Raw genomic sequence first — 22,745 nt, forward strand, 5'->3', positions numbered from 1 at the left:
GACCAGGACGCACCGCCGCCGCGCAGTGCGCCCTGGGCGTACTTCGCTCCGGGTGAATTCGCGAACGTGCGGCTGCCCGCCGGCCGTACGTTCGTCGTATGGATCTTGTCGAAGTACTGCCGAACCGGCTGCACATGCTCCGCTTCCCCATCGGCCAGGCCTATCTCTGGCAGGACGGCGAATCCCTCACCCTGATCGACGCGGGCCATGCCGGGTCCGCCGACGGGATCGAGGAGGCGATCCGCTCCCTCGGGCTGCTGCCCGAACGGCTGGAGCGGATCGTCCTCACGCACTGCCACCGCGACCATGTCGGCGCGGCGGGTGAGCTCGCCGCCCGCTGGGGCGCGCGGGTGCTGGCGCACGGCTCGGACGCGCCGGTGATCCGGGGCGAGCGGCCGATGCCCGAACCGGTGCTGCTGGACTGGGAGATACCGCTGTACGCGCACGGCCTGACCGTCCCCGAGGCCCCGCCCACCCCGGTCGACCACGAGGTGGAGGACGGGGAGGCGCTGGGCTTCGGGGACGGGGCGTACGTCGTCCACGCCCCGGGCCACACGGACGGCAGCATCGGGATCCACCTTCCGCGCCACGGCGTGCTGTTCACGGGCGACTGCGTCGCCGCCGTCGGCCCGCTGATGCTGGGCGTCTTCAACGTGGACCGCGGTCGGGCGATCGAGACCTTCCACCGCCTGGCCGCGCTCGCCCCCTCGATCGCCTGCTTCGGCCACGGAGATCCGCTGACGGTGGACACGGCCGCGGCCCTGGCCGAGGCCGCGGCGGGAACGCCCGTCTGAGGGGCGTACCGGCGCGTGGTCGCTCAGCCGACCGGCGTGCCCGCCTCCAGGTACACGGGCCGGCCACGTTCGCGGGCGCGCAGGGCCCGGCGCAGGCGTTCGTAGCGGTGCTGCGGGAGCATGTCGGCGGCCTCGGCCTCCGTGACGAAGCGCCAGGCCCGCAGTTCCGGGCCGGGCAGCCGGAGCCGGGCCGTCGCCTCCGCCGAGAGTCGGCCGCCGTCGAAGAGCAGGCGCAGCCCGCCGTAGCCGGGCGGCTGGGGCGCCTCCCAGTCGACCACCAGCAGCCCGGGCGGCTTCTCCAGTACGACGCCCAGTTCCTCGGCGACCTCCCGTACGCCCGCGCCGGCGGGTGCCTCGCCCGCCTCGACGACCCCGCCCGGGAACTCCCAGCCCGCCTTGTACGTCGGATCGACCAGCAGCACCCGGTCCTGTTCGTCGAAGAGCAGGACACCGGCGGCCACCGTCTCCCGGGTGGGCTCCGGCGTCTGCACGATGTCGCAGACCTTCGCGGTGTCGGAGCGGACGGCCTCGGCGATGCGCTCCGCGGTCTCCCGCAGGGTCAGCACCCCGTTGTCGATGACGTGCGCGTCGCCGGTCAGCCAGCCGAGGGCCTGCTGGTAGACCGGGATGTGGTCGTAGGCCCACTGCCGGACCTGCAGATCGACCTGCTCGGGCTCCCCGAGTTCCTCCCGGGTCGCGATCCGCTCCCGCAGGATCGTTTCCGCAGGAGCCAGCAACACATGCCGCACCGGGATCCGCCGAGCCGCCAGCCCACCGAAGATCTCGTCCCGGTACTCCTGGCGCAGCAGGGTCATCGGTACGACGAGCACCCCGCCCAGTTCGGCCAGCATCGCCGCGGCCGTGTCCACCACCAACCGCCGCCAGCTCGGGAGGTCCTGGTAGTCGGTGACCTCGGCCAGTCGCTTGGCCGGTAGCAGCACGCGCAGCGCGTCGCCGATGAACTCCGGGTCGAACAGGGTGCTGTCCGGCAGGATTCCGGTCAGTTCGCGGGCCGTGCTGGTCTTTCCGGCGCTGAACGTGCCGTTGATCCAGACAATCACGTCTACCCCTTTCCCCATGGCTCGTCCGGAGCCCCCAGTGGCTTGCCCGCATCAGCCTGCCACGAAAACCTCGCGATCGACCCAGTGCTTATCCTCAAGGTCACAGCCCTGCTCGTGAGCCCCGGAGGATTCGCCACCGTGCCCCACAACCGCCACCCGTCCGAGCCCCGCTACGGCAACCGGCCGACCATGAAGGACGTGGCGTCCCAGGCGGGCGTCGGCCTGAAGACGGTGTCGCGCGTGGTCAACGGTGAGCCGGGAGTGACCCCTGAGACCGAGAGACGGGTCCAGGAGGCGATCGAGGCCCTCGGCTTCCGCCGCAACGACAGTGCCCGCGTGCTGCGCAAGGGCCGTACCGCCACCGTGGGCCTGGTCCTGGAGGATCTCGCCGATCCCTTCTACGGTCCGCTGAACCGGGCGGTGGAGGAGGTGGCCCGTGCGCACGGGGCGCTGCTCATCAACGGCTCCAGCGCCGAGGACCCGGACCGGGAAAGGGAGTTGGCGCTCGCGCTGTGCGCCCGCCGGGTGGACGGGCTGATCGTGATCCCGGCCGGGGACGACCACCGCTATCTGGAGCCGGAGATGCGGGCCGGTGTGTCCACGGTGTTCGTGGACCGCCCGGCGGGCCGGATCGAGGCCGATGTCGTCCTCTCGGACAACTACGGCGGCGCCCGGGGCGGGGTGGCCCACCTGATCGCGGGCGGCCACCGCCGGATCGGTTTCATCGGCGACCACCCCCGCATCCACACGGTGGCGGAACGTCTGCGCGGCTACCGCTCGGCGATGGCGGACGCGGGCCTGCCGGTGGCGGAATCCTGGATCTCGCTCGGGTCAACGGCCCCGGGACGGGTCGCGGCGGCGGCCGGGGCGATGCTAACGGGCCCGGACCCGGTGACCGCCGTCTTCGCCGGCAACAACCGGGTGACGGTGACCGTGGTACGGGTTCTGGCGGCGCACGGCCGCCCGGTGGCGCTGGTCGGCTTCGACGACTTCGAGCTGGCCGATCTGCTCCGTCCGGGCGTGACGGTGGTCGCCCAGGACCCGGCGGCCCTGGGCCGGGTGGCCACGGACCGCCTCTTCCAACGCCTCGCGGGCGCGGACCTGACCCCGTCCCGCATCGAACTCCCGACCCGCCTGATCCCCCGCGGCTCGGGCGAACTCCCGCCCTCGATGTGAGCCCTGTCGCTCGATCGGTGTCCCGAGGCGGAGGTCGCACGATTGTCAGTGCCCTGTGCGACGCTCGACAGCCGGGTCAACGGAGTCGAACAGCAAGGGAACATCAGGGCGGAGCTCGCCGCCGATTCGGAACGCATGATGGTCTGGCTCCAGCACTCCGCCCTACGTGCCCAGTTCCGGATCGCGGGCATCTTCGAAGTCGAACTCCTCGAGAACAGAGGCGCCGACATTCCATCGATGGAGGCGGCCATCACGTGGGTCGAGCAGGAACTGGACAATGCAGTTGCCGCTCTGTCCCGATACGAGGCCGCCGACCGTTCGGGCCACATCACGACGCTGGCACTCGCGCTCTGCGCCGTGTGTGAGGCCGTGGGCCGATGGGAGGATTGGGCGACCGTGAGCGAGGCGGGACTTGCGGCATCGACAGGCGACGCGTCGGACGGCCTCCGCGCGGTTTTCCTGGGGAGCCAGGCGAACATCGCTCGCTACCGCCGCGAGTTCGCCGCGGCGCTCACGTACGCGACCCAGGCGTACGACGCGGCGCACACGTCTCAGGAACCCCTGCTCATCGCGGATGCGGCCAATCTGCTGGGCTGTGTTCTCAGAGATACGGGCAACCAGGAAGAAGGCCTCCCCCTGCTGCTGCGGAGCCTCGAGATATTCGAACGCCATGAGGTCAAGCACGAGATCGGAAAGGTCCTGTACAACCTCGGGACGGTTCACCGGGCCTCCGGAGAACTGGAGAAGGCGATCGAGTACTTCGAGCGGGATCTGACCGTATGCGTCCAGACGTCCGACGAGCCGGGCGCGGCGGAGACTCTGAACACTCTGGCCCTGACCTACGCGGAGCTGGGTCGACCGGACAAGGCGGAAAAGCTCCAGCGGGAATCCCTGGCCAGGTTCTCCAAGATCGGGAACCCGCACAAGGTGAGCATGGTTCTCAACGATCTCGCCCTCACCTTGCGCCGCCAGGACCGCCTCGAAGAAGCCCTGTTGCTGCACGGCGAAGATGTGGAACTCTGCCGCACGGTGGGGAACAGGTCCGGTGAGGCCGTGGCCCACGGGAACGCGGCGGACGTCCTGCTGCTCCTCGGACGCGTCCGTGAGGCGTCCGACCGCGCCGAACTCGCCCGGTCCCGGTTCGCCGAGCTCGGGGACGAGCAGCGGCTCGCTGAGGCAGTGGTCTCCCACATCGCCATTCTGTTCAGGGACGGCCGCATCGACGAAGTCGCTGCCAAGGCGGAATGGGCCGTCGATGTCCTGACCCGGTTCGGCGACGAGAGGAGGGCAGCCGGGGCCCATCAGATCCTGGCTCGCGAGTACGGCGAGCAAGGGCTCTGGGAGGACAGTCTGGCGCACGCGGAACGGTCGCTGCGCGAGGAAGGGAAGAGCCTCTCCCCCTCCGTGCGGGCAGTGAGCCGCATCCTGGCTGTTCAGGCTTGTGTACGACTCGGTCGCGCCGATCAGGCCGAGCGGCACCGCGAATTCCTGGACGCCGGTTCAGCGGATCCGCCGACATCCCCTTCACAGGCCGAAAGCTTCGGCCTGTGAAGGGTGAAGACGATCAGTTGGTGGCCGTCAGGGTGGCCGAGCGGCGCGGGATGGCGAAGGCGTCCAGTTCCGCGCGGGTCAGGCCGGTGAGGGCGGTGACCTCCTCGGTGCCGACCGCGCCGCAGTCGAGGCCGCGGACCAGGTAGCCGGCCAGGGCCTTGGCGGTGGCGGGCTCGTCCATCACGTCGCCCTCGATCTTGGCCACGTACGCCTTCAGGCGCGCCGCGGCGGCCTCCAGGCCCTCGCGGTAGAAGGTGAAGACGGCTGCGTAGCGGGTCGGCAGGTGCGCCGGGTGCATGTCCCAGCCCTGGTAATAGGCGCGGGCCAGGGCGCGGCGGGTCAGGCCGTAGTGCAGCTTCCAGGCCTCGTGGACGTGCTCGGTGGTGCCGATCGGCAACACGTTGGTCGAGCCGTCGGAGACGCGTACGCCGGTGCCGGCGGCCGCGACCTGCATGATCGCCTTCGCGTGGTCGGCGGCGGGGTGGTCGCTCGACTGGTACGCGGCGGAGACGCCGACGCAGGCGCTGTAGTCGAAGGTGCCGTAGTGCAGGCCGGTGGCACGGCCCTTCGAGGCCTCGATCATCCGGGCGACCGTGGCGGTGCCGTCGGAGGCGACGATGGACTGGCTGGTCTCGATCTGGATCTCGAAGCCGATCCGGCCCGGGCGCAGGCCGCGGGTGCTCTCGAAGGCCTCCAGCAGCTTGACGAACGCGCTGACCTGCTCGGCGTAGGTGACCTTCGGCAGGGTCAGGACGAGGCCCTCGGGCAGGCCGCCGTGCTCCAGCAGGCCGGAGAGGAAGATGTCCGTGGTGCGGATGCCGCGGTCGCGGACGTTGGACTCCATGCACTTCATGCGGATGCCCATGTACGGCGCGTTGGTGCCGTTGGAGAAGGCCTCCGAGACGAGGCGGGCGGCGCGGGCCGCGGCCTGGTCCTCCTCCTCGTCGGAGCGGACGCCGAAGCCGTCCTCGAAGTCGACGCGGAGGTCCTCGATGGGCTCGCTCCGGAGCTTGGCGCGGACGCGGTCGTAGACGGGTACGGCCAGCTCGTCGGAGATGCCGAGCACCTTGGCGAAGGTGGCGGCGTCGGGAGCGTGCTCGTCGAGGGCGGCGAGGGCCTGGTCGCCCCAGGAGCGGATGGTGTCCGCGGCAAAGACGTCACCGGGTACGTAGACGGTGTGGATGGGCTGCCGGGTGCCGGGGTCGCCCGGGTAGTGGCGCGCGAGTTCCGCGTCCACCGGCGCGAGGGAGGCGCTGATGCCCTCGCTGACCGCGCCTGCGAGGCTCGTCGCCACCTTCTCCTGCTGACCCATCGTGCACTCTCCTCTTTTCCGCTTCACGGAAGCATAGATCCGCATAGCAGAATTTAGTCACGAGGTTCCGCTCCGTCAATGGTCCCTCCGCCGTCCTGGACAAACGACCCGGGGCCGCGCGGTGACAAACACCACACAGCCCCGTGGTCGGAGAGTACGCAGGTCAGCGGCTGCGGACCGGGATCAGGCCGGAGCGTGCGCCGCCGGCATACGGGGAACACAGACGGCCGTGACGAGGGCCGCGGCCGGCCAGATCCCCAGCCCCAGGGCCACCGCCGTGTAGAGGGCCTTCCCGTCCGCCGCCAGGACGCCGGCGAACACCGCCGCGTTGAGCAGCCCGGCCTCGGTGGCGAGCCAGGCCACCCACGGGTCCCGCCGGGCCGGCGAGCCCACCAGCCCTTGGACGAGATGGGACAGGAACAGCAGCGCCATCCACGACACGCACAGGACCAGCACCCCCACCCACCACGGGGCCGGCGGCCAGAACAGCAGCACCACACCGATGAGGACGCCGGCCGTGACGGCCGCCGCGACCCCCCGGCCGTCCTCGTCGGTCACGTCGGCGGAACTCCTGGAGACGAAGAACGCCACCAGGTAGGCGAGCAGCGCGGTGCCGAGCGTCGTGAGGGCCGACGAGCCCCAATCGCCCACTCCGACGAGCTGGGCGTACACCCCGGCGGCGCCGAGCAGCGAGCCCCACAGGAGGCGTGGCCGGGTGCCGGGTACGGACGAGGCCGGGATCGGGTGGCCGGACCCGGTGCGAACGTACGACGAGGGCCTCCCGGTCCGGTGGGGACGTCTGCGTCCGCACCGGCCCCGGAAGGCCCTCACTCGTTCGTGCACCCGGTGGGCGACGCGTCGTCGTCCCGGGATCGGGGCGATCTAGCCCTTGCGCGCCTTGATCTCGTCCGTCAGCTGCGGGACGACGGCGAAGAGGTCACCGACGACGCCGTAGTCGACGAGGTCGAAGATCGGGGCCTCGGCGTCCTTGTTGATGGCCACGATGGTCTTCGAGGTCTGCATGCCGGCCCTGTGCTGGATCGCGCCCGAGATACCGGAGGCGATGTACAGCTGCGGGGAGACCGACTTGCCGGTCTGGCCGACCTGGTTGGTGTGCGGGTACCAGCCGGCGTCTACGGCGGCACGCGAGGCGCCGACGGCCGCACCGAGGGAGTCCGCGAGGGCCTCGATGATGCCGAAGTTCTCGGCACCGTTGACGCCACGGCCACCGGAGACGACGATCGCGGCCTCGGTCAGCTCGGGGCGGCCGGTCGACTCGCGCGGGGTGCGAGCGGTGACCTTGGTGCCGGTGGCCAGGGCGCCGAAGGTGACGGCGAGCGCCTCGACGGCGCCGGCGGCCGGAGCGGCCTCGACCGGGGCCGAGTTCGGCTTCACGGTGATGACCGGAGTGCCCTTGGAGACGCGGGACTTGGTGGTGAACGACGCGGCGAAGGCGGACTGCGTCGCGACCGGGCCCTCGTCACCCGCCTCCAGGTCGATGGCGTCGGTGATGATGCCCGAGCCGATACGGACGGCCAGGCGTGCGGCGATCTCCTTGCCCTCGGCGGAGGACGGGACGAGCACGGCGGCCGGGGAGACGGCCTCGTACGCGGCCTGGAGCGCGTCCACCTTCGGTACCACGAGGTACTCGGTGAACTCGGGGGCGTCGGCGGTGAGGACCTTGACCGCGCCGTGCTCGGCGAGCACCGCGGCGGTGGCATCGGCACCGGCGCCCAGGGCGACGGCGACGGGCTCGCCGATGCGACGGGCCAGCGTCAGCAGCTCGAGGGTGGGCTTGCGGACGGCACCGTCCACGTGGTCGACGTAGACGAGAACTTCAGCCATGGGACTGCTCTCCTGCGATTGCGAAGTGTCTGGGGGCTAAGAGGGGTGGCCGAGGTTCTCAGATGAACTTCTGGCCGGCCAGGAACTCGGCCAGCTGCTTGCCGCCCTCGCCCTCGTCCTTGACGATCGTGCCGGCGGTGCGGGCCGGGCGCTGCGCCGCGGAGTCGACCGCGGTCCAGGAACCCTCGAGGCCGACCTCGTCGGACTCCAGGTCCAGGTCGGACAGGTCCCAGGACTCGACCGGCTTCTTCTTGGCGGCCATGATGCCCTTGAAGGACGGGTAGCGGGCCTCGCCCGACTGGTCCGTCACCGAGACGAGCGCGGGGAGGGAGGCCTCCAGCTGCTCGCTCGCGGTGTCGCCGTCACGGCGGCCGGTCACGGTGCCGTCCTCGATCTTGACCTCGGAGAGCAGGGTGACCTGCGGGACGCCCAGGCGCTCGGCCAGGATCGCCGGCAGCACACCCATGGTGCCGTCGGTCGACGCCATGCCGGTGATGACCAGGTCGTAGCCGGCCTTCTCGATCGCCTTGGCGAGCACCAGCGAGGTGCCCATGACGTCGGTGCCGTGCAGGTCGTCGTCCTCGACGTGGATGGCCTTGTCGGCGCCCATCGAGAGCGCCTTGCGCAGCGCGTCCTTGGCGTCCTCGGGGCCCACCGTCAGGACGGTGATCTCGGCATCGTCGGCCTCGTCGGCGATCTGCAGCGCCTGCTCGACGGCGTACTCGTCGAGCTCCGACAGCAGGCCGTCGACGTCGTCACGGTTGACGGTCAAGTCCTCGGTGAACTGCCGGTCGCCCGTGGCGTCGGGCACGTACTTCACACAGACAACGATCCTCAGGCTCACGCCGGCTCTCCTACCGCATCGTCTTTTCTGGTACCGCCTTATGCAGGCAGCATAGGCGCCTTGTCGGGCGGATCCCGGTCGGGGCGGCCCGCGCTCCGAAGGGAATGTTACTCGTCAGTACATCGTGGGTCCCGCCAAGTCGCAAGGCTGCCGAGCTGTGATCTGCCCAACGCCGTCCGGCCCTCCCAAGCAGGGACGATTCAGTCGCGCAACGCGTTGAAGCGCCCCTGGTGGTACAGCAGGGGGCGGCCTTCTCCGGCCGGATCCCCGACGACCGCCTCAGCGATGATCACACGATGCTCGCCGGCGGGCACACGAGCCACCACCCGGCAGACCAGCCACGCCAGTACGCCGTCCAGCACCGGCACCCCGTGCGGGCCCGCGGCCCAGCCGGTCGGCGGACCGAAACGATCCGCTCCGCTGCGGGCGAACAGCCCCGCCAGCTCCCGTTGGTGCTCGGCGAGTATGTGGACTCCGAGGTACTCGCTGTCGCGGACCGCGGGCCAGCTGGAGGCCCCGGTGCCGATCGTGAAGGACAGCAGCGGCGGATCGGCGGAGACGGAGTTGAGCGAGGTGGCGGTGAACCCCACCGGGCGGCCGCCGTCCTGGGCGGTGATCACGGCGACGCCGGCGGCGTGCTGCCGGAAGACCGAGCGCAGCAGGTCGGGCGAGCCGGGGCGGGACGCGCCGGGGGCCGGTGCGGAGCCGGGACGGGGGGAACGGGGGGACGGAGCCGTGGGGACCGTCGGGACTGTCGGAGCAGTCATCAGGGTTCTGCCTTCTGCCGCGGGACACGCGGGCGCTGTCGGGGATCGGGGGCCGGGGTGCTCAGTGGGCCCGACAGCGCGCGCTCGCGTGGCGGACGAGGTCCACATGGACCCGTCCGTAGAGCAGGAGTTCATACGGCATACCGCCAGCCTGGCGATCTCCCGTGGACGCAGTCAAGCGAGATCGGGCAGATGTCAGGCGCGTCACGCTGTGTGCGGGCGCGCGCACCGGCGCCCCCGGCCCCTGGACGGCGGATCGCCCGACGGCGACGTCCGGACGCCCGGCGGCGGGGCCCCGCGTCATACGGCGGCCCCCAGGGCGGCGATCACGTCCACCTTGCGCGGCATCCCGGCCGCCCGCCGCACGATCCGGCCCGCCGAGTCCAGGACCAGTACGGTCGGGGTCTTCTCGATCCCGAGGGCCCGCACCAGGTCGAGCCGCTCCTCGGCGTCGATCTCGATGTGCGCCACCCCGTGCACCATCGCGGCGACCTCGGCGAGGATCCGCCGGGTGGCCCGGCAGGGCTGGCAGAAGGCGCTGGAGAACTGCACCAGGGTGGCCCGCTCCCCCGGCTCCGCGCCCAGTTCGGCGGCGCCCAGTCGGGTCCGCGCGTCTTCCTGCCCCAGCACTCGCGCTCCCGTCGCCGTATTCGTCCGCGTACGTCATCCTCGTACGCTCGTCCGTGCATCCGAGCACCCGGCGGGCCCGCGACATTCCCGGCGTGATGAGAATCTCCCCGGGCAGGGGCCTCTGGACTGGCCAGCGGGCCGCGTATGGGGCACGATCCCCATGGTCGCGTACCTACGCTTCCGTAACTTCCGGCCGGGAGCACCTCCCCAGGCAGAAAGCGGGGTCTCCCCACCATGGCTGAGCTCGTCTACCCTCCCGTGATCGGCGCCGCGCACGGACTCTTCCGCGCGCTGGACATCCGTATCGACATGAAGGGCACCGAGAACATCCCCCGCAAGGGCGGTGCGGTCCTGGTGTCGAACCACATCGGATACCTCGACTTCATCTTCGCCGGCCTGACGGCGCGACCGCAGAAGCGCCTGGTCCGTTTCATGGCCAAGGAGTCGGTGTTCCGGCACAAGGTGTCCGGTCCGCTGATGCGCGCGATGAAGCACATCCCCGTCGACCGCACGCAGGGTGAGGCCGCCTACCAGCACGCCCTGGACTCGCTGCGGGCCGGAGAGATCATCGGCGTCTTCCCCGAGGCGACGATCTCCCAGTCCTTCACGCTCAAGAGCTTCAAGTCGGGCGCCGCGCGCATGGCGCAGGAGGCCGGGGTCCCGCTGATCCCGGTGGCGCTGTGGGGCACCCAGCGGCTGTGGACCAAGGGCCGCCCGAAGAACCTCAAGCGCAGCCACATCCCGGTGACGATGCGCGTGGGCGAGCCCGTGGAGGCTCCGGCCGACCAGTACGCCGGCGCCATCACCCGGCGGCTGCGCGAGCGCGTGCAGGAGCTGCTGGACGCCGCGCAGCGCGCCTACCCGGACAAGCCGAAGGGCGCCGACGACTCATGGTGGCTCCCGGCCCACCTGGGTGGCACCGCGCCGACGGCGGCCGAGGTCCGCGAGGCCGGCTGACCGACCCCGACCATGACGTCGGCCTCCGGGACCGCAACGGGTCCCGGAGGCCGGCGTCGACAACCCGGGCCCTCAGAGTTTCACGTCGATACGCACGTTCCACTTGGTGTGGTGGCCCTTCTTGCCATGATGACCCTTTTTGTCATGGTGGTCCCACTTGTCATGACGGTTCCACTTGTCGTGGTGGTGGCCCTTCCCGTCATGGTGCTTCCACTTGTCATGGTGGTCCCGCTTGTCGTGATGGTCCCACTTGTCGTGATGGTCCCTTCCGGGGGCTTCGCAGGGGGCCGCGAAGCACTGCCACTGCTGCCCCCCGTCGACGGCGTGGGGCGCCGCCGTCGGGGTGGCGGCGAAGGCGGTCGTGGGCACGAGCACCCCTCCCGCCGCGACAGCGGTCGAGGCCACGAGCAGGGCGAGACGTCGGGTTCGAAGAAGCTGGGTCATAGCCGTTCTCCTCTTTCAGGGAAGCCGGATCGGTCTTCCCCTCCAGTACGCCTCGCCCCGGATCTCCCGTCATGTCGCTGCATCTCGTGGCTTGACGGATCGAAGAGCCTCTGACCTCGGTTCGGGTTGTCGGCGTGGGTCAGGGTCTCCCAGGCCTCGAAGTGGTTCTCGGTGCCCGCCGGGCGGCGGCCCTCGGTGAGCCTGCGGGTGTTCTCCAGCGTGACGCCGAGCCGGGTGTGCAGGGCGTTGTAGCCGACCTCGGTGGCCGGGCCGATGCCCGTGGTCGGCTTCCCGCCGCACAGCCACGAGGGCACGGCCGCGCCGAGTTCGTAGGCCGCGTGGAAGCCCGGCGCGTGCCGGAACCGGTCCTTGAACCGCCGCCCCCTCAGCCCACCCCCTCCCGCCTCCGACGGCGGTGGGCCGCGACCCGCGCCCGCGTGGCACAACTGCCGGAGCAGTAGCGGCGCGCACTCCCCGGACCGGTGGCGAGGAAGAACCGCCCGCAGCCCGCGGCGGCGCAGGCGCCCCAGGCGATCCGTCCGTACTCCGTGAGCAGTTGGGCGAGCGCGAGGGCGCCCGAGGCGAGGAACCACTCGCCCCAGCCGGCCTCCTCGCCCCGGTCGACGTGCAGGTGCCAGGGATGTCCGTCGTGGCGGGTGAGGCGGGGGCGGGTGCCGTACTCGGCGAAGAGCGCGTTGACGGCCTCGGCGGCGCGGTCCTCGTCGGCCTCGCCCAGCACCGTCGCCATCCGCCGGGCCGCGGCGCGCAGTTCCGCCGCGCCCGCCTCGGAGAACGCCTCCTCCGCGAGGTCAGCGGGGCGCTCCCCGTGCCCGGCCAGCAGTTCCGCGAGCTCGGCGCGCGGCAGTTCGGGGGTCACCCGGACCGCTTCGGCGAGGTCGATCAGTCGCCGGGCCGCCGAGAAGCCCTCCCGCGGGTCACCCATCCCAAGTCCTTTCGCCCTACACGCGCATGACGTAACGTCTTGTGCGTCTATCGCGTTACAGCATACCGGGGAGGGGTCCCATGGGCGGTTTCGGCCGGTACCTGGCGGCGGCGCTGGCCGCGCGCATCGCCTCGGAGGGCATGGGCATGGCCGTGGTGCTGCTCGCCCTGGAGCGCACCGGGAGCGCGGCGCACGGCGCGTTCGTCCTGACGGCCTGGCTGGCCCCGCACGTCCTGGCGGCCCCGCTCGCGGGCGCCGCGGCGGCCCGGACCCGCCGGCCGCGCCTTTTCCACGCCGGCGCCCTGGCCGGGTTCGCGACGGCCGTCGCCGCGCTGACCGTCCTGCTCGGCCGGGCCCCCGTACCGCTGGTGCTGGCCGTGGCGGTGCTCGGCGGCTCCTGCGGGCCGATGGTGACGGGCGGGCTGTCCAGCCTGATCACCGCCCTGGTCCCGGCGGGACCCGGGCGGGACCGGGCGTACGGCTGGGACGCCGCGACCTACAACGCGGCGGCGGTGACCGCGCCGGCGGCGGTCGGCCTGGTCGCGGCGCTGGGCTCGGCCGGGCCCGCCATGGCCGTCCTGGCGGCGTCCGGAGCCCTGGCGGCGGCGCTGGCGGCCACCCTCCCGTACGAGGACCAGGGCGCGGGCCCGGTCCCGGGCGCACCCCGGGCCGGGCTGGGGGCGGGGCTCGCGGCGCTGTGGCGGGTCCGGGAGCTACGGGCGGTCACCTCGGCCACGACCCTGGGCTTCGTGGGCATCGGCTCGCTCACCACCGTCTCGGTGCTGCTGGCCACGGAGCTCGGCAGCCCGGGTGGCGGGGGTGTGCTGATGACGGCCTTCGCGGTGGGCGCGCTGGGCGGCTCGCTCACGCTGGGCCGGAACACGTCCGTGGAGCCCGGCCGGCTGGTGCGGTGGGCGCTGGCCTGCACCGGGGCGGCCCTCGCGGCGGCCGCGTTCGCCCCGTCGGTGGCCGTGACGGCGGCGGTGTTCGCCCTCGCCGGGGTGTGCGACGGGCCGCTGCTCACGGCCACGCTGCGGATCCGCGCGCGGTACGCACCGGACGGGGTGCGGACCCAGGTGTTCACCCTGGGCGCGGGGCTGAAACTGACGGCCGCGTCGGCCGGGGCGGCCCTGGTCGGGATCGCGGCCGACGCGCCCGCGGCGGCGCTGCTGACCGGGATCGCCGGGCTGCTGCTCGCGGCGGCGCTGCTGCACGCCCTGACGGTGCCGCGGGAGCCCGTCGGCCCCGCCCGCACCGCAACCGCAGGGCCTACAGGGCCGTCGGCAGGCTCCGCCACAACCGCGACCGGTCTGCGGACTCCTGAAGGGCCTTGAGCACGGTCGGGTGCGGGGCGGCGTGGAGCTCGGGGTGGTCGATCTCGCCGAGTTCGGGGCGCACGGGGAAGGCCAGTCGTTCCTGGTCGAGGTCGAACCGGGCGTCCACTCCGGGCTTGTTGCCGCGCGGGTCGAGGCGGGACCAGCGCGTACTGCCGGGCAGCCGCAGGGCGACCAGGCCGTGCACGACGGGGTTCGTGCCGTCGTCGTCCGCCAGGCGCTGGTAGCACAGGGCCCCCGGGATGCCCTGGGCGCGCAGCAGGGCGACGAGGGCGTGGGCCTTGGCGTAGCAGATGCCGTTGCGCGTGGCGAGGACGTCGGAGGCGCGCCAGGCGACGCGCGGGTCGCCGGAATCGGCCGAGTGCGGGATGGTGTCGCGGACGAACTCGAAGGCAGCCTCCGCGTATGAATATGCGTCGGCGTTGGATGACCAGAGCGCGTCGGAGGCTTCCTGTACGACCGGATGCCAGTGGTCGATCGCCTCGCTTGACGCCAAATAGGCGTGGATATCTGGGTTCTGTTGGATGAGCCGCATGGCCGGAGCATAGGCAAACCCCCGACCGTAGATCAATAGATTTACGGTCGAGGGTATAGCTATGCGGTTCTGCGTGGTGCGCCGACTAGCGTGCCAGCTCTTCCTTCAGCGCCTGGAGGAAGCCGTCCACGTCCTCTTCCTGGGTGTCGAAACCGCACATCCAGCGGACGTCGCCAGCGGCCTCGTCCCAGAAGTAGAAGCGGTAACGCTTCTGCAGTCGCCGCGAGACCTCGTGGGGCAGCCGCGCGAACACCGCGTTCGCCTGCACCGGGTAGAGGATCTCCACGCCGTCCGTCTCGCGCACGCCGGCGGCGAGCCGCTGCGCCATCGCGTTGGCGTGTCGGGCGTTGCGCAGCCACAGGTCCTTCGCGAGCAGGGCCTCCAGCTGCACCGACACGAAGCGCATCTTGGACGCGAGCTGCATCGACATCTTGCGGATGTGCTTCATCTGCCGGACCGCGTCCGGGTTGAGCACCACCACGGCCTCGCCGAACATCATGCCGTTCTTGGTGCCGCCGTACGACAGCACGTCCACGCCGACCGCGTTCGTGAAGGCGCGCATCGGCACGTCGAGGGAGGCCGCGGCGTTGGCTATCCGGGCACCGTCGAGGTGGACCTTCATGCCGAGCCCGTGGGCGTGCTCACAGATCGCCCGGATCTCGTCCGGGGTGTAGACCGTACCCAGCTCGGTGTTCTGGGTGATCGACACGACCTGCGGCATCGCCCGGTGCTCGTCCTCGAAGCCCCAGGCCTCCTGGTCGATCAGCTCGGGGGTGAGCTTGCCGTCCGGGGTCGGTACGGCGAGCAGCTTGAGGCCCGCCATCCGCTCCGGCGCGCCGCCCTCGTCCACGTTGATGTGGGCGCTCTTGGCGCAGATCACGGCGCCCCAGCGGTCCGTCATCGCCTGGAGGGCGGTGACGTTCGCGCCGGTGCCGTTGAAGACCGGGAAGGCTTCCGCGTACGGCCCGAAGTGGCTGCGGATGACCTTCTGCAGGTGTTCGGTGTAGTCGTCCTCGCCGTAGGCGACCTGGTGGCCGCCGTTGGCGAGCGCGACGGCGGCCAGGACCTCCGGATGCACTCCCGCGTAGTTGTCGCTCGCGAAGCCGCGCACCGCCGGGTCGTGGTGGCGCCTGGCGTCGGTCTTCCCTGCCTCGGTTCTCACGGTTGCGGAGTGAGCCACAGACGCTGTCCGTTCACATCGATGGCGGGCCGCTCCCAGACGCCGGCGATGGCCTCGGCCAGCTCCGTCACGTCGGTGAAGCCCGCGAACTTCGCAGTGGGACGCTCGGCGCGCATCGCCTCGTGCACCAGTGCCTTGATGACCAGGATCGCAGCTGCCGCGCCGGGGCCCTCGTCACCCCCCGCCTTGCGGAAGGAGTCCGCCATGGCCAGGGTCCAGGCCTCGGCCGCCGCCTTGCCCGCGTTGTACGCGGCGTTGTTGGCGACCGGCTTGTGCGCCCCGGACTGGCTGATCAGCACGTAGCGGCCGCGGTCACTGCGCAGCAGGCCGTCGTGGAAGGCCAGCGAGGTGTGCTGGACCGTGCGGATGAGGAGCTTCTCCAGGAAGGTCCAGTCCGCGAGGTCGGTGTCGGTGAAGGTCTTGCTGCCGCGCCAGCCGCCGACGAGGTGGACCAGGCCGTCGATCCGACCGAACTCCTTCTCGGTCTGCTCGGCCCAGGCCTTGGTGGCGTCCAGGTCGAGCAGGTCCACGGTGTCACCGGTGATGGTGGCGCCACCGTGGGCGTAGCGTGCCGCGTCCACGGCCTCCGCGAGCCGTCCCGCATCGGCGTCGGACGCGATGACCACCGCACCCGCCTCGGCGAGGCGGAGCAGGGTGGCGCGGCCGGCGGGCCCGCCGGCCCCGGCCACCGCCACCACCGCTCCGTGCAGCTTTCCGTTGCCGTTCCCGGAGCCGTTCATCTGTGCAGCCTCCTGTGGGCGAGTGCTCACGCGGCGACTCGCTCGGCCTGCTCCGCGTTCAGGGCGGTGATGCCCTTGGTCGCTGCGATGGTGCCCTTGAGCTTCTTGGCGAGCGCCTCAAAGAACATGCTGAGCGGAAACTCGTCCGGAAGCACGTCGTCCACGAGCTTGCGCGGCGGCTGCGTCAGGTCCAGGGCGTCGGCGCCCTTGGCCCACTTGGAACCCGGGTGCGGGGCGAGGTAGGTGGAGACCAGCTCGTACGCCTTGAACCAGTGCACCAGCTTGGGGCGGTCGATGCCGGCCCGGTACAGGTCCTCGATCTCGGCGCACAGCTGGTTGGTGACCTGCGGGGCGCGCATCCAGTCGATCTTCAGCTTGTTGTCCGTCCAGCGCACGACGTCGTGCTTGTGGAGGTAGGCGAAGAGCAGCTGGCCACCGAGGCCGTCGTAGTTGCGGTTGCGGTCACCGGAGACCGGGAAGCGGAACATCCGGTCGAAGAGGACGGCGTACTGCACGTCACGGCCGTGCTCGTTGCCCTCGGACTCCAGCTTCACGGCCTCCTTGAAGGCGGTGAGGTCGCAGCGCAGCTCCTCCAGGCCGTACATCCAGAAGGGCTGGCGCTGCTTGATCATGAAGGGGTCGAACGGCAGGTCGCCGTGGCTGTGGGTGCGGTCGTGGACCATGTCCCACAGGACGAAGGCCTTCTCGCAGCGCTCCTGGTCCTCGACCATGCGGGCGATGTCCTCGGGCAGGTCGATGCCCAGGATGTCGACGGCGGCCTCGGTCACCTTGCGGTAGCGGGCGGCCTCGCGGTCGCAGAAGATGCCGCCCCAGGTGAAGCGCTCGGGGGCCTCGCGCACGGCGATGGTCTCCGGGAAGAGGACGGCCGAGTGGGTGTCGTAGCCCGGGGTGAAGTCCTCGAAGGTGATGCCGAGGAAGAGCGGGTTGTCGTACCGGGTGCGCTCCAGCTCGGCGAGCCACTCGGGCCACACCATCTTGAGCACGACGGCTTCCAGGTTGCGGTCCAGGTTGCCGTTCTGGGTGTACATGGGGAAGACGACCAGGTGCTGGAGCCCGTCGGCGCGCTCGGCCGCCGGGTGGAAGGCCAGCAGGGAGTCGAGGAAGTCCGGCACCTTGAAGTCGTCCGCGGCCCACTTGCGCAGGTCGGCGACGAGGGCCTGGTGGTACGCGGCACCGTGCGGGAGCAGCGGCGAGAGCGTCTCGACCGCCGTGATCACGCGTTCCACCGCGGCCAGGACGGTGGCACGGCCGTGCGCGCCCTCGACCTCGAAGTCGATGGAGCCGTCCGTGGCCTGCCAGGGCCGGATCTCCTCCACGGCGGCCTTGAGCTCGGGCCACGCGGGGTGGTCGACCACCCGCGTTTCGGCGGTTATCACGGCGCCGCCGGTACCGGGCACAAGAGTTTCCGTCATGTCACTTCCTCCACAGGAGAACCTCACGTATGGGCAGAGTATGCGCGCGAGGCTCTCCCCCTCAAGAGGGAACTCGGGAAATTATCCTGCGTCACCCCCCATTTCACCGGAAGTCTTCCCGTTCGTTGCTGCGGAATCGAGGACTCCGCCCAGTTGCGCCAAGGCTTCCCCGGCCGAAGACCGTCGGTCGGCCGGTCCGGGGCGGCTGGGGCTCGGCGGGCGACAGAGGCGCACATCACACGCCACGGAAGTGCGGAATGACCTTTTCGCCCCATTGCCTCAAGGTCTCCAGGCAGGCTTCCTGCCCCACTGTGCCCATCTGGATCAGGCACATGATCTCGTCGGCGCCGGCCTCCCTCAGCCGCTCCACGTACGCGATCGCGTCGTCGGCGGTGCCGTAGGCGTGGTCGGCGTCGAAGGTGGCCGTCGAGTTCGGCCGGACGGGGATGTCCAGCTCGTGCAGCCGGGCCACCACCTGCTCCGCGGCCCTGCGCATCTCCGCGGCCTCGTCGGCTCCCGCGACCACGGCCTCGTCCGGGACGCCGGCCCCGCCGTACCAGTGGCCGATGGACTGGGCGAAGAACCGCTGCCCGCGGGTGCCGATCCGGCGCGCCTCCTCCCGGTCGTCGAGCACGATGGTCGGGCACAGCACGGAGAAGTGGTCGTTGACCACCGTGGACACGAAGCGGCTGCCGTCGCGCCCGGCGATCGCCGCGTCGTAGACGGAGCGCATCCCCGCGATGGACTCGGGACCGGCGAAGCCCATCACCAGCGCCCCGATCCCCAGCTCGGCCGCCCGGACCAGGGTCTCGCCCCGGCTGCACGCCAGGAACAGCGGCGGATGCGGGGTCTGCCGCGGCCTCGGCAGGATCGGGTGCGGGTCGATGTCGATCAGCTCGCCGTGGTACTCCAGCTCCTCCTCCTGCCAGGCGCTCCCGATGATCCGCAGGGCCTCCTCGACCTCGGCCGTGGTGCGGTCCCGGTCCACCCCGCACAAGGAGGTCTCCTGCTCGGTGCCACCGCGCCCGGCCCCGAGATCCAGGCGCCCGCCCGAGAGCAGGTCGAGCATGGCGGCCCGCTCGGCGACCCGCACCGGGTGGTTGAAGTTGAAGGGCATGCACACGACGCCGTGGCCGATGCGTATGGTGTTCGTCCTGGCCGCGACCCAGGTCAGGAAGATCTCGGGGGCCGACATGTGCGCGTACCACTTGAGCGAGTGGTGCTCGACCGCCCAGATCCGGTCGAATCCCATGCGTTCGGCGAGCACGGCCTGCTCGACGCAGTCGCGGATGAGCTGGTGCTCCCGTTCCACCGTCGGGTCGGCAAGCTGAGCTTCGAAGATCACGGAGAATTCCACTGTGCCTCCAGGGTTGCGTCGCGTACCCGGCCTCACTTCAATTCGAAATATGACTAATAGTCAGGAGTCGAAGAAGCAAGAGCTGCCGCCGACCGCGTGGGCCGTTCTGGGCCTGCTCTCCTTCCCGGGCGAGCGGACCGGCTACGAGGTGAAGAAGTGGGCGGACTCCTCGCTCCGTTTCTTCTACTGGTCACCGGCCATCAGCCAGATCTACGCGGAGCTGCGCCGTCTGGAGGATCTGGGCTACGCGGGCTCCGTGCGCTCGGGGCCCGAGGAGGCGCGGGCCAAGCGCCGCTACGCCATCACCGACGCCGGGCGCGCCGCGCTGGCCGGCTGGGCCGCCGACACCGCGGAGGCCGGGCCCCCGGTGCTCAAGCACGGGCTGCTGCTGCGCATCTGGCTCGGTCACCTGGCCGAGCCGGAGCGGCTGCGCGCGATGGTCGGCGAGCACCTGGAGCGCACCCGGGGCGAGCTGGCCGCCGTACGGGAGGCGATGGAGCACGCGAGCGGCGTACCGGAATGGACGTTCCCGACCCTCGCGCTGCGCTGGAGCGAGCGGCAGCACCTGGCCGAACTCGAGCTCGCCGAGGCCCTGCTCACGGACCTGGACGGGCTCCGCGAGGACCGGCGCGACCGGGGTCGTCAAGCCGACGGGGACGCGCCCACGCCCGGGTGACGCGACAGGCGCGGCGCCGCTCCCGGTGGGGCGCACAACCCTGGCGGGAAGCGGCCGCAGCGCTCCTGGGGGGCCTTGCACGCCCGGTCCCTTCGCACCCGCGGCGCACTAGCATGCGACCTCATCGCGCGCGGCCGGTCGGGACACCGAAGCCGCGCGGGGAGCCGCCGTCGACGGAAGCGAGAGAACCTTGACTTTCCTCACCATCGGTCACCGCGGGGTCATGGGTGTCGAACCGGAGAACACCCTGCGGTCGTACCTCCGAGCGGAACGTTGCGGCATGGACGTCATCGCTCTGGATCTGCGCCTGAGCAAGGACGGAGCCTTGGTCGCCGTGCACGACCCCGAGGTGGACCGGACCACCGACGGCTCGGGGGCCGTCGCCGATCTGACCGTGGCCGAGCTGCGCGAGCTGGACGCCGGTCAGGGCGAGCGCGTGCCGGTCCTGGAGGAGGTACTGGACGCGGTCCGGGTGCCGGTCCAGGCCCTCGTCGGCGACGTGGCCACCGCCACCGCGCTCGCGGCGCTGATCCTGCGCCACGACCTGACCTCCCGGATCGAGGTGGCCTCCGCCCAGGACGCGGTGCTCGCCGAGACGGCCCGGCTGGTGCCGGGCGTACGGACCGTCCTGTACGCGGCCTCCCCCGGCGGCGAAGCCGGGTCCGTCGTGGACCGGGCTTCGGCCGTGGGCGCCGCGACCGTCGCCGTGGACGTCCACCGGCTCAGCCTGGAGACGGTGGACTCGGCGCACGCGGCGGGCCTGCGCGTGACCGGCCTGGCGGTCGACACCCTGGACCTGTTGCGGCTCGCGCGGGCGCTCGGACTGGACGGCGCGGTCACGGACTTCCCGGAGATCCGCAGCACCGGCCGCTTCACCGCCTGACGGCGGCGACCCGGCTCCGGCTCCGGCTCCGGCTCAGAGCGACTTGACCAGCAGTTCGAAGGCCAGGTCGTCGCGGAGCGGGACACCGAAGCGTTCGTCACCGTAGGGGAAGGGGCTCAGCTCGCCGGTGCGCCGATAGCCGCGGCGCACGTAGTAGGCGATGAGCTCCTCGCGTACGTGCACCACCGTCATCCGCATCTCCTTGGCGCCCCACGTCTCGCGGGCGCGGCGCTCGGCCTCGGCCAGGATCTCCTTGCCGAGGCCCGCGCCCTGGAGACCGGGGCGGACGGCGAACATCCCGAAGTAGGCGTGGTCGTCCCGGTGTTCGAGCTGGCAGCAGGCGACGAGCTCGCCCGCGCGCTCGACGACGAGCAGGACCCCGTCCGGGGCGGCGATGACGGCGCGGACCCCGTCCGGGTCGGTGCGCTGCCCGTCCAGGTAGTCGGCCTCGGTGGTCCAGCCGGCCCGGCTCGCGTCCCCTCGGTAGGCGGACTCGACGAGTACCACCAGTTCCGGTATGTCCGCCTCCACGGCGCTGCGGAAACTGAGGGCTTCGGGCTGGGCGGTCGTCATCGGGCGCTCCGTTCAGTGCGGCGGCATATGACATGCCGGGAAGGCATGGAGAGCCTAACCCGGAGCCGCGTGAGGGTGCTGTGAGAGGGGCATCTCTCCCCGTGACGCCGACGAACCGGGAGGTTCCGCCGTGCACGGTTCCACCACGTCCCTCACCACCTCCGTCTCCTCCTGGCTGCTGGTGCTGCTGTGCGCGGTGAGCGGTGCGTACTGCCTGCGGCGGGCGCGGGGTTCGGACGGCGGCGCCGCCGGGGAGGCGGTGATGGGATTCGGGATGGCCCTGATGGCCGTGCCCCTCGGCGGGCACGACGACGGGTGGCGGGCACCCGTGCTGGGCGTGGTCTTCGGCGGCGCGACCCTGCACGCCCTGTGGCTGCTGCGGGGCGGCTCGCACCACGCGCACCACCTGGTCGGCTCGCTGACGATGGTCTACATGGCCCTGATGGCGGGCACCGGGTCCGGACACGGGCAGGAGCACGCCCAGGCGGCCGGCCCGCCCCTGCTGACGGGGGCGCTGCTCCTCTACTACGCCGGGTACGTGATGCTCGGCGGGACCCGGCTGATCACCGCGGGCGGCGCCGTGTCCCCCCGGCCGGCCGCCGGCCGGGGCGGACCCACCGAACTCATCCGCGCCTGCCGACTCGCCATGGGAATGGGGATGTTGGCCATGCTGCTCACCATGTGACGGCGCCGGCGGACGTGTCCTGCGTCACCAATGGCCCGAGGACGTACCTGCAGGTAGTCCCTCGCTCATAGGCTGGCGGCCATGATGGTCCCCGCCGTTCTCCTGTTGCTCGGCGCCCTGACCGCGGTGCTCGCCCCCCGTCTGCTGGCCCGGGCCCGATGGCCCGAGCGTGAGCCGGTCGTCGCCCTGTGGGTGTGGCAGTGCGTGGTCGGTGCCGTGCTCCTGTGCTTCGGACTGTCGATGCTGCTGAGCGCGGCGGCCGCCTGGCAGGAGGTCCGGGGCCGCCTGTTCGCCTCCGCCCCGCGCGGGGTGGTCGATGCCTACGCCCTGGGCGCGGCTGGCGGGCCCTGGGCCGCTCTCACCGCGCTCGTGCTGGCGGGCGGCGGGTTGTGGACCGCGACGATGCTGACCGGTGAGGTGCTGCGGGCGCGGGCTCGGCGGCGCGCGCAGGGCAGCGAACTGCTGGTACGGGCCCCGCTGCTGCCCGGGGAGGACCCGACGGGCGCGCGGCTCGTCGTACTGGAGGGTCCCCGGCCGGACGCCTGGTGGTTGCCGGGGGCGGCGCCGCAGCTGGTGGTCACGACGGCGGCGCTGGCCCGGCTGAAGGGCAGCCAGCTGGACGCCGTACTGGCCCACGAGCAGGGGCACGCCGCGGCCCGGCACGACTGGCTGCTGAACTGCTCGCGGGCGCTGGCCCGGGGCTTCCCGCAGGTGCCGGTCTTCGCGGCGTTCGAGGCGGAGATGCACCGGCTGGTGGAGATGGCCGCCGACGATGTGGCCTCCCGGCGGTTCGGACGGCTGACGATCGCGCTGGCACTGGTCGGACTCAACGAGGACCGCGGGGTGTTCGGGTCCTCCTCGCCCGAGCACGCGCACGTGCCTCAGCGGGTGCGCCGGCTGCTGTCGGCGGCGCCCCGGCTCTCCCCCGGCCGTCGGCTGCGGCTGACGGCACTGGCCACACTGGTCCCCGCGATCCCGCTGGTGGTGGCCTTCGTACCGGGGCTGAGCGCTCTGGCTTAGGCCGG

24 protein-coding genes and 1 pseudogene are annotated in these 22,745 nt (G+C 71.7%); 9 read left to right on the top strand and 16 right to left on the bottom strand.

Features of this window, described 5'->3' with window-relative positions; all coding sequences use genetic code 11:
- Positions 1 to 98: 98 nt before the first annotated feature.
- On the top strand, positions 99 to 794 hold the full coding sequence (locus AB8A24_RS22085; protein ID WP_328964546.1) for an MBL fold metallo-hydrolase: 696 nt from the start codon (positions 99 to 101) through the stop codon (positions 792 to 794).
- 23 nt (positions 795 to 817) lie between these two features.
- Here the strand turns inward: AB8A24_RS22085 and AB8A24_RS22090 are convergent, their stop codons facing one another.
- Entirely contained in the window at positions 818 to 1,855 is a 1,038-nt protein-coding gene (locus tag AB8A24_RS22090; protein WP_328964545.1) for an NUDIX domain-containing protein, read from the bottom strand.
- 189 nt (positions 1,856 to 2,044) lie between these two features.
- Here AB8A24_RS22090 and AB8A24_RS22095 point away from each other — a divergent pair, with 189 nt between their 5' ends.
- Together AB8A24_RS22095 and AB8A24_RS22100 are read left to right on the top strand one after the other, a co-directional pair.
- Positions 2,045 to 3,031 (top strand): LacI family DNA-binding transcriptional regulator, encoded by a 987-nt coding sequence (locus tag AB8A24_RS22095; RefSeq protein WP_328966077.1) that lies wholly within the window; start codon positions 2,045 to 2,047, stop codon positions 3,029 to 3,031.
- A 48-nt stretch (positions 3,032 to 3,079) separates the two neighbouring features.
- A complete protein-coding gene (locus AB8A24_RS22100) occupies positions 3,080 to 4,582 on the top strand; it encodes a tetratricopeptide repeat protein (protein WP_369477254.1) in 1,503 nt (500 codons plus the stop codon).
- A gap of 13 nt (positions 4,583 to 4,595) precedes the next feature.
- Here the strand turns inward: AB8A24_RS22100 and AB8A24_RS22105 are convergent, their stop codons facing one another.
- From AB8A24_RS22105 to AB8A24_RS22130, 6 genes are all read right to left on the bottom strand, one after another.
- Positions 4,596 to 5,894, bottom strand: coding sequence for an aldolase (locus AB8A24_RS22105; RefSeq protein ID WP_328964543.1), 1,299 nt, complete (start codon positions 5,892 to 5,894; stop codon positions 4,596 to 4,598).
- Positions 5,895 to 6,077: 183 nt separating this feature from the next.
- Entirely contained in the window at positions 6,078 to 6,566 is a 489-nt protein-coding gene (locus AB8A24_RS22110; protein WP_369477256.1) for a hypothetical protein, read from the bottom strand.
- A 210-nt stretch (positions 6,567 to 6,776) separates the two neighbouring features.
- Complete coding sequence (locus AB8A24_RS22115) at positions 6,777 to 7,739, bottom strand: electron transfer flavoprotein subunit alpha/FixB family protein (protein ID WP_033214124.1); 963 nt, start codon at positions 7,737 to 7,739, stop codon at positions 6,777 to 6,779.
- A 58-nt stretch (positions 7,740 to 7,797) separates the two neighbouring features.
- Positions 7,798 to 8,583 carry an electron transfer flavoprotein subunit beta/FixA family protein gene (locus tag AB8A24_RS22120; RefSeq protein WP_328964540.1) on the bottom strand — a complete coding sequence of 262 codons (786 nt, stop codon included), beginning with the start codon at positions 8,581 to 8,583 and terminating at the stop codon, positions 7,798 to 7,800.
- A gap of 200 nt (positions 8,584 to 8,783) precedes the next feature.
- Positions 8,784 to 9,350, bottom strand: a complete 567-nt coding sequence (locus AB8A24_RS22125; protein ID WP_369477258.1) for a flavin reductase family protein — start codon at positions 9,348 to 9,350, stop codon at positions 8,784 to 8,786.
- Between the two features lie 300 nt (positions 9,351 to 9,650).
- Positions 9,651 to 9,980 carry a thioredoxin family protein gene (locus tag AB8A24_RS22130; RefSeq protein ID WP_328964538.1) on the bottom strand — a complete coding sequence of 110 codons (330 nt, stop codon included), beginning with the start codon at positions 9,978 to 9,980 and terminating at the stop codon, positions 9,651 to 9,653.
- Between the two features lie 234 nt (positions 9,981 to 10,214).
- Between AB8A24_RS22130 and AB8A24_RS22135 the strand changes: the two genes are divergently transcribed.
- Entirely contained in the window at positions 10,215 to 10,937 is a 723-nt protein-coding gene (locus tag AB8A24_RS22135; protein ID WP_202202859.1) for a 1-acyl-sn-glycerol-3-phosphate acyltransferase, read from the top strand.
- Positions 10,938 to 11,009: 72 nt separating this feature from the next.
- On the opposite strand, the gene AB8A24_RS22140 is transcribed toward AB8A24_RS22135, so the two are convergent.
- The 3 genes and pseudogenes from AB8A24_RS22140 to AB8A24_RS22150 form a co-directional block, all read right to left on the bottom strand.
- Positions 11,010 to 11,381, bottom strand: coding sequence for a hypothetical protein (locus AB8A24_RS22140; protein ID WP_369477260.1), 372 nt, complete (start codon positions 11,379 to 11,381; stop codon positions 11,010 to 11,012).
- Between the two features lie 119 nt (positions 11,382 to 11,500).
- A pseudogene (locus tag AB8A24_RS22145) lies at positions 11,501 to 11,749 on the bottom strand (hypothetical protein); the annotation flags it as partial.
- A 17-nt stretch (positions 11,750 to 11,766) separates the two neighbouring features.
- Complete coding sequence (locus tag AB8A24_RS22150; RefSeq protein ID WP_369477262.1) at positions 11,767 to 12,324, bottom strand: CGNR zinc finger domain-containing protein; 558 nt, start codon at positions 12,322 to 12,324, stop codon at positions 11,767 to 11,769.
- A gap of 80 nt (positions 12,325 to 12,404) precedes the next feature.
- On the opposite strand from AB8A24_RS22150, the gene AB8A24_RS22155 reads away from it, so the two are divergent.
- Positions 12,405 to 13,658 (top strand): MFS transporter, encoded by a 1,254-nt coding sequence (locus tag AB8A24_RS22155; RefSeq protein WP_328964535.1) that lies wholly within the window; start codon positions 12,405 to 12,407, stop codon positions 13,656 to 13,658.
- Here the strand turns inward: AB8A24_RS22155 and AB8A24_RS22160 are convergent.
- From AB8A24_RS22160 to AB8A24_RS22180, 5 genes are all read right to left on the bottom strand, one after another.
- On the bottom strand, positions 13,594 to 14,193 hold the full coding sequence (locus AB8A24_RS22160; protein ID WP_369477264.1) for a transglutaminase family protein: 600 nt from the start codon (positions 14,191 to 14,193) through the stop codon (positions 13,594 to 13,596). The two genes, AB8A24_RS22155 and AB8A24_RS22160, sit on opposite strands and share 65 nt — an antisense overlap.
- Positions 14,194 to 14,278: 85 nt before the next feature.
- The gene (locus tag AB8A24_RS22165) at positions 14,279 to 15,355 is read right to left on the bottom strand and encodes a low specificity L-threonine aldolase (protein WP_030713589.1); all 1,077 of its coding nucleotides are present in this window, start codon (positions 15,353 to 15,355) and stop codon (positions 14,279 to 14,281) included.
- Complete coding sequence (locus AB8A24_RS22170; RefSeq protein WP_266388040.1) at positions 15,352 to 16,113, bottom strand: SDR family NAD(P)-dependent oxidoreductase; 762 nt, start codon at positions 16,111 to 16,113, stop codon at positions 15,352 to 15,354. Before AB8A24_RS22170 ends, AB8A24_RS22165 begins: the two co-directional genes overlap by 4 nt.
- A gap of 26 nt (positions 16,114 to 16,139) precedes the next feature.
- Positions 16,140 to 17,546 carry a DUF6421 family protein gene (locus tag AB8A24_RS22175; protein ID WP_266388043.1) on the bottom strand — a complete coding sequence of 469 codons (1,407 nt, stop codon included), beginning with the start codon at positions 17,544 to 17,546 and terminating at the stop codon, positions 16,140 to 16,142.
- A gap of 235 nt (positions 17,547 to 17,781) precedes the next feature.
- A complete protein-coding gene (locus tag AB8A24_RS22180) occupies positions 17,782 to 18,903 on the bottom strand; it encodes an LLM class flavin-dependent oxidoreductase (protein ID WP_328964533.1) in 1,122 nt (373 codons plus the stop codon).
- A gap of 49 nt (positions 18,904 to 18,952) precedes the next feature.
- Between AB8A24_RS22180 and AB8A24_RS22185 the strand changes: the two genes are divergently transcribed.
- Entirely contained in the window at positions 18,953 to 19,579 is a 627-nt protein-coding gene (locus tag AB8A24_RS22185) for a PadR family transcriptional regulator (RefSeq protein WP_369477267.1), read from the top strand.
- Between the two features lie 190 nt (positions 19,580 to 19,769).
- Entirely contained in the window at positions 19,770 to 20,462 is a 693-nt protein-coding gene (locus AB8A24_RS22190; RefSeq protein WP_328964531.1) for a glycerophosphodiester phosphodiesterase family protein, read from the top strand.
- Positions 20,463 to 20,495: 33 nt separating this feature from the next.
- Here AB8A24_RS22190 and AB8A24_RS22195 read toward each other — a convergent pair whose 3' ends face one another.
- A complete protein-coding gene (locus AB8A24_RS22195; protein WP_369477269.1) occupies positions 20,496 to 21,035 on the bottom strand; it encodes a GNAT family N-acetyltransferase in 540 nt (179 codons plus the stop codon).
- 130 nt (positions 21,036 to 21,165) lie between these two features.
- On the opposite strand from AB8A24_RS22195, the gene AB8A24_RS22200 reads away from it, so the two are divergent.
- Entirely contained in the window at positions 21,166 to 21,720 is a 555-nt protein-coding gene (locus AB8A24_RS22200) for a DUF5134 domain-containing protein (RefSeq protein WP_328964529.1), read from the top strand.
- Positions 21,721 to 21,801: 81 nt separating this feature from the next.
- Positions 21,802 to 22,740 carry a M48 family metalloprotease gene (locus AB8A24_RS22205; protein WP_328964528.1) on the top strand — a complete coding sequence of 313 codons (939 nt, stop codon included), beginning with the start codon at positions 21,802 to 21,804 and terminating at the stop codon, positions 22,738 to 22,740.
- Positions 22,741 to 22,745 lie beyond the last annotated feature (5 nt).

Origin of the sequence: Streptomyces sp. BF23-19 (genome assembly GCF_041106355.1) — a bacterium.
GTDB classification, from domain to species: Bacteria; Actinomycetota; Actinomycetes; order Streptomycetales; family Streptomycetaceae; genus Streptomyces; species Streptomyces virginiae_A.

What these genes read in the sequence shown, in the direction of transcription:
- AB8A24_RS22085 (WP_328964546.1), top strand. Translation starts at nt 99, where the DNA reads ATGGATCTTGTCGAAGTACTGCCGAACCGGCTGCACATGCTCCGCTTC.
- AB8A24_RS22095 (WP_328966077.1), top strand. Translation starts at nt 2,045, where the DNA reads ATGAAGGACGTGGCGTCCCAGGCGGGCGTCGGCCTGAAGACGGTGTCG.
- AB8A24_RS22105 (WP_328964543.1), bottom strand. Translation starts at nt 5,894, where the DNA reads ATGGGTCAGCAGGAGAAGGTGGCGACGAGCCTCGCAGGCGCGGTCAGC.
- AB8A24_RS22115 (WP_033214124.1), bottom strand. Translation starts at nt 7,739, where the DNA reads ATGGCTGAAGTTCTCGTCTACGTCGACCACGTGGACGGTGCCGTCCGC.
- AB8A24_RS22125 (WP_369477258.1), bottom strand. Translation starts at nt 9,350, where the DNA reads ATGACTGCTCCGACAGTCCCGACGGTCCCCACGGCTCCGTCCCCCCGT.
- AB8A24_RS22135 (WP_202202859.1), top strand. Translation starts at nt 10,215, where the DNA reads ATGGCTGAGCTCGTCTACCCTCCCGTGATCGGCGCCGCGCACGGACTC.
- AB8A24_RS22140 (WP_369477260.1), bottom strand. Translation starts at nt 11,381, where the DNA reads ATGACCCAGCTTCTTCGAACCCGACGTCTCGCCCTGCTCGTGGCCTCG.
- AB8A24_RS22150 (WP_369477262.1), bottom strand. Translation starts at nt 12,324, where the DNA reads ATGGGTGACCCGCGGGAGGGCTTCTCGGCGGCCCGGCGACTGATCGAC.
- AB8A24_RS22155 (WP_328964535.1), top strand. Translation starts at nt 12,405, where the DNA reads ATGGGCGGTTTCGGCCGGTACCTGGCGGCGGCGCTGGCCGCGCGCATC.
- AB8A24_RS22160 (WP_369477264.1), bottom strand. Translation starts at nt 14,193, where the DNA reads ATGCGGCTCATCCAACAGAACCCAGATATCCACGCCTATTTGGCGTCA.
- AB8A24_RS22170 (WP_266388040.1), bottom strand. Translation starts at nt 16,113, where the DNA reads ATGAACGGCTCCGGGAACGGCAACGGAAAGCTGCACGGAGCGGTGGTG.
- AB8A24_RS22175 (WP_266388043.1), bottom strand. Translation starts at nt 17,546, where the DNA reads ATGACGGAAACTCTTGTGCCCGGTACCGGCGGCGCCGTGATAACCGCC.
- AB8A24_RS22185 (WP_369477267.1), top strand. Translation starts at nt 18,953, where the DNA reads ATGACTAATAGTCAGGAGTCGAAGAAGCAAGAGCTGCCGCCGACCGCG.
- AB8A24_RS22195 (WP_369477269.1), bottom strand. Translation starts at nt 21,035, where the DNA reads ATGACGACCGCCCAGCCCGAAGCCCTCAGTTTCCGCAGCGCCGTGGAG.
- AB8A24_RS22205 (WP_328964528.1), top strand. Translation starts at nt 21,802, where the DNA reads ATGATGGTCCCCGCCGTTCTCCTGTTGCTCGGCGCCCTGACCGCGGTG.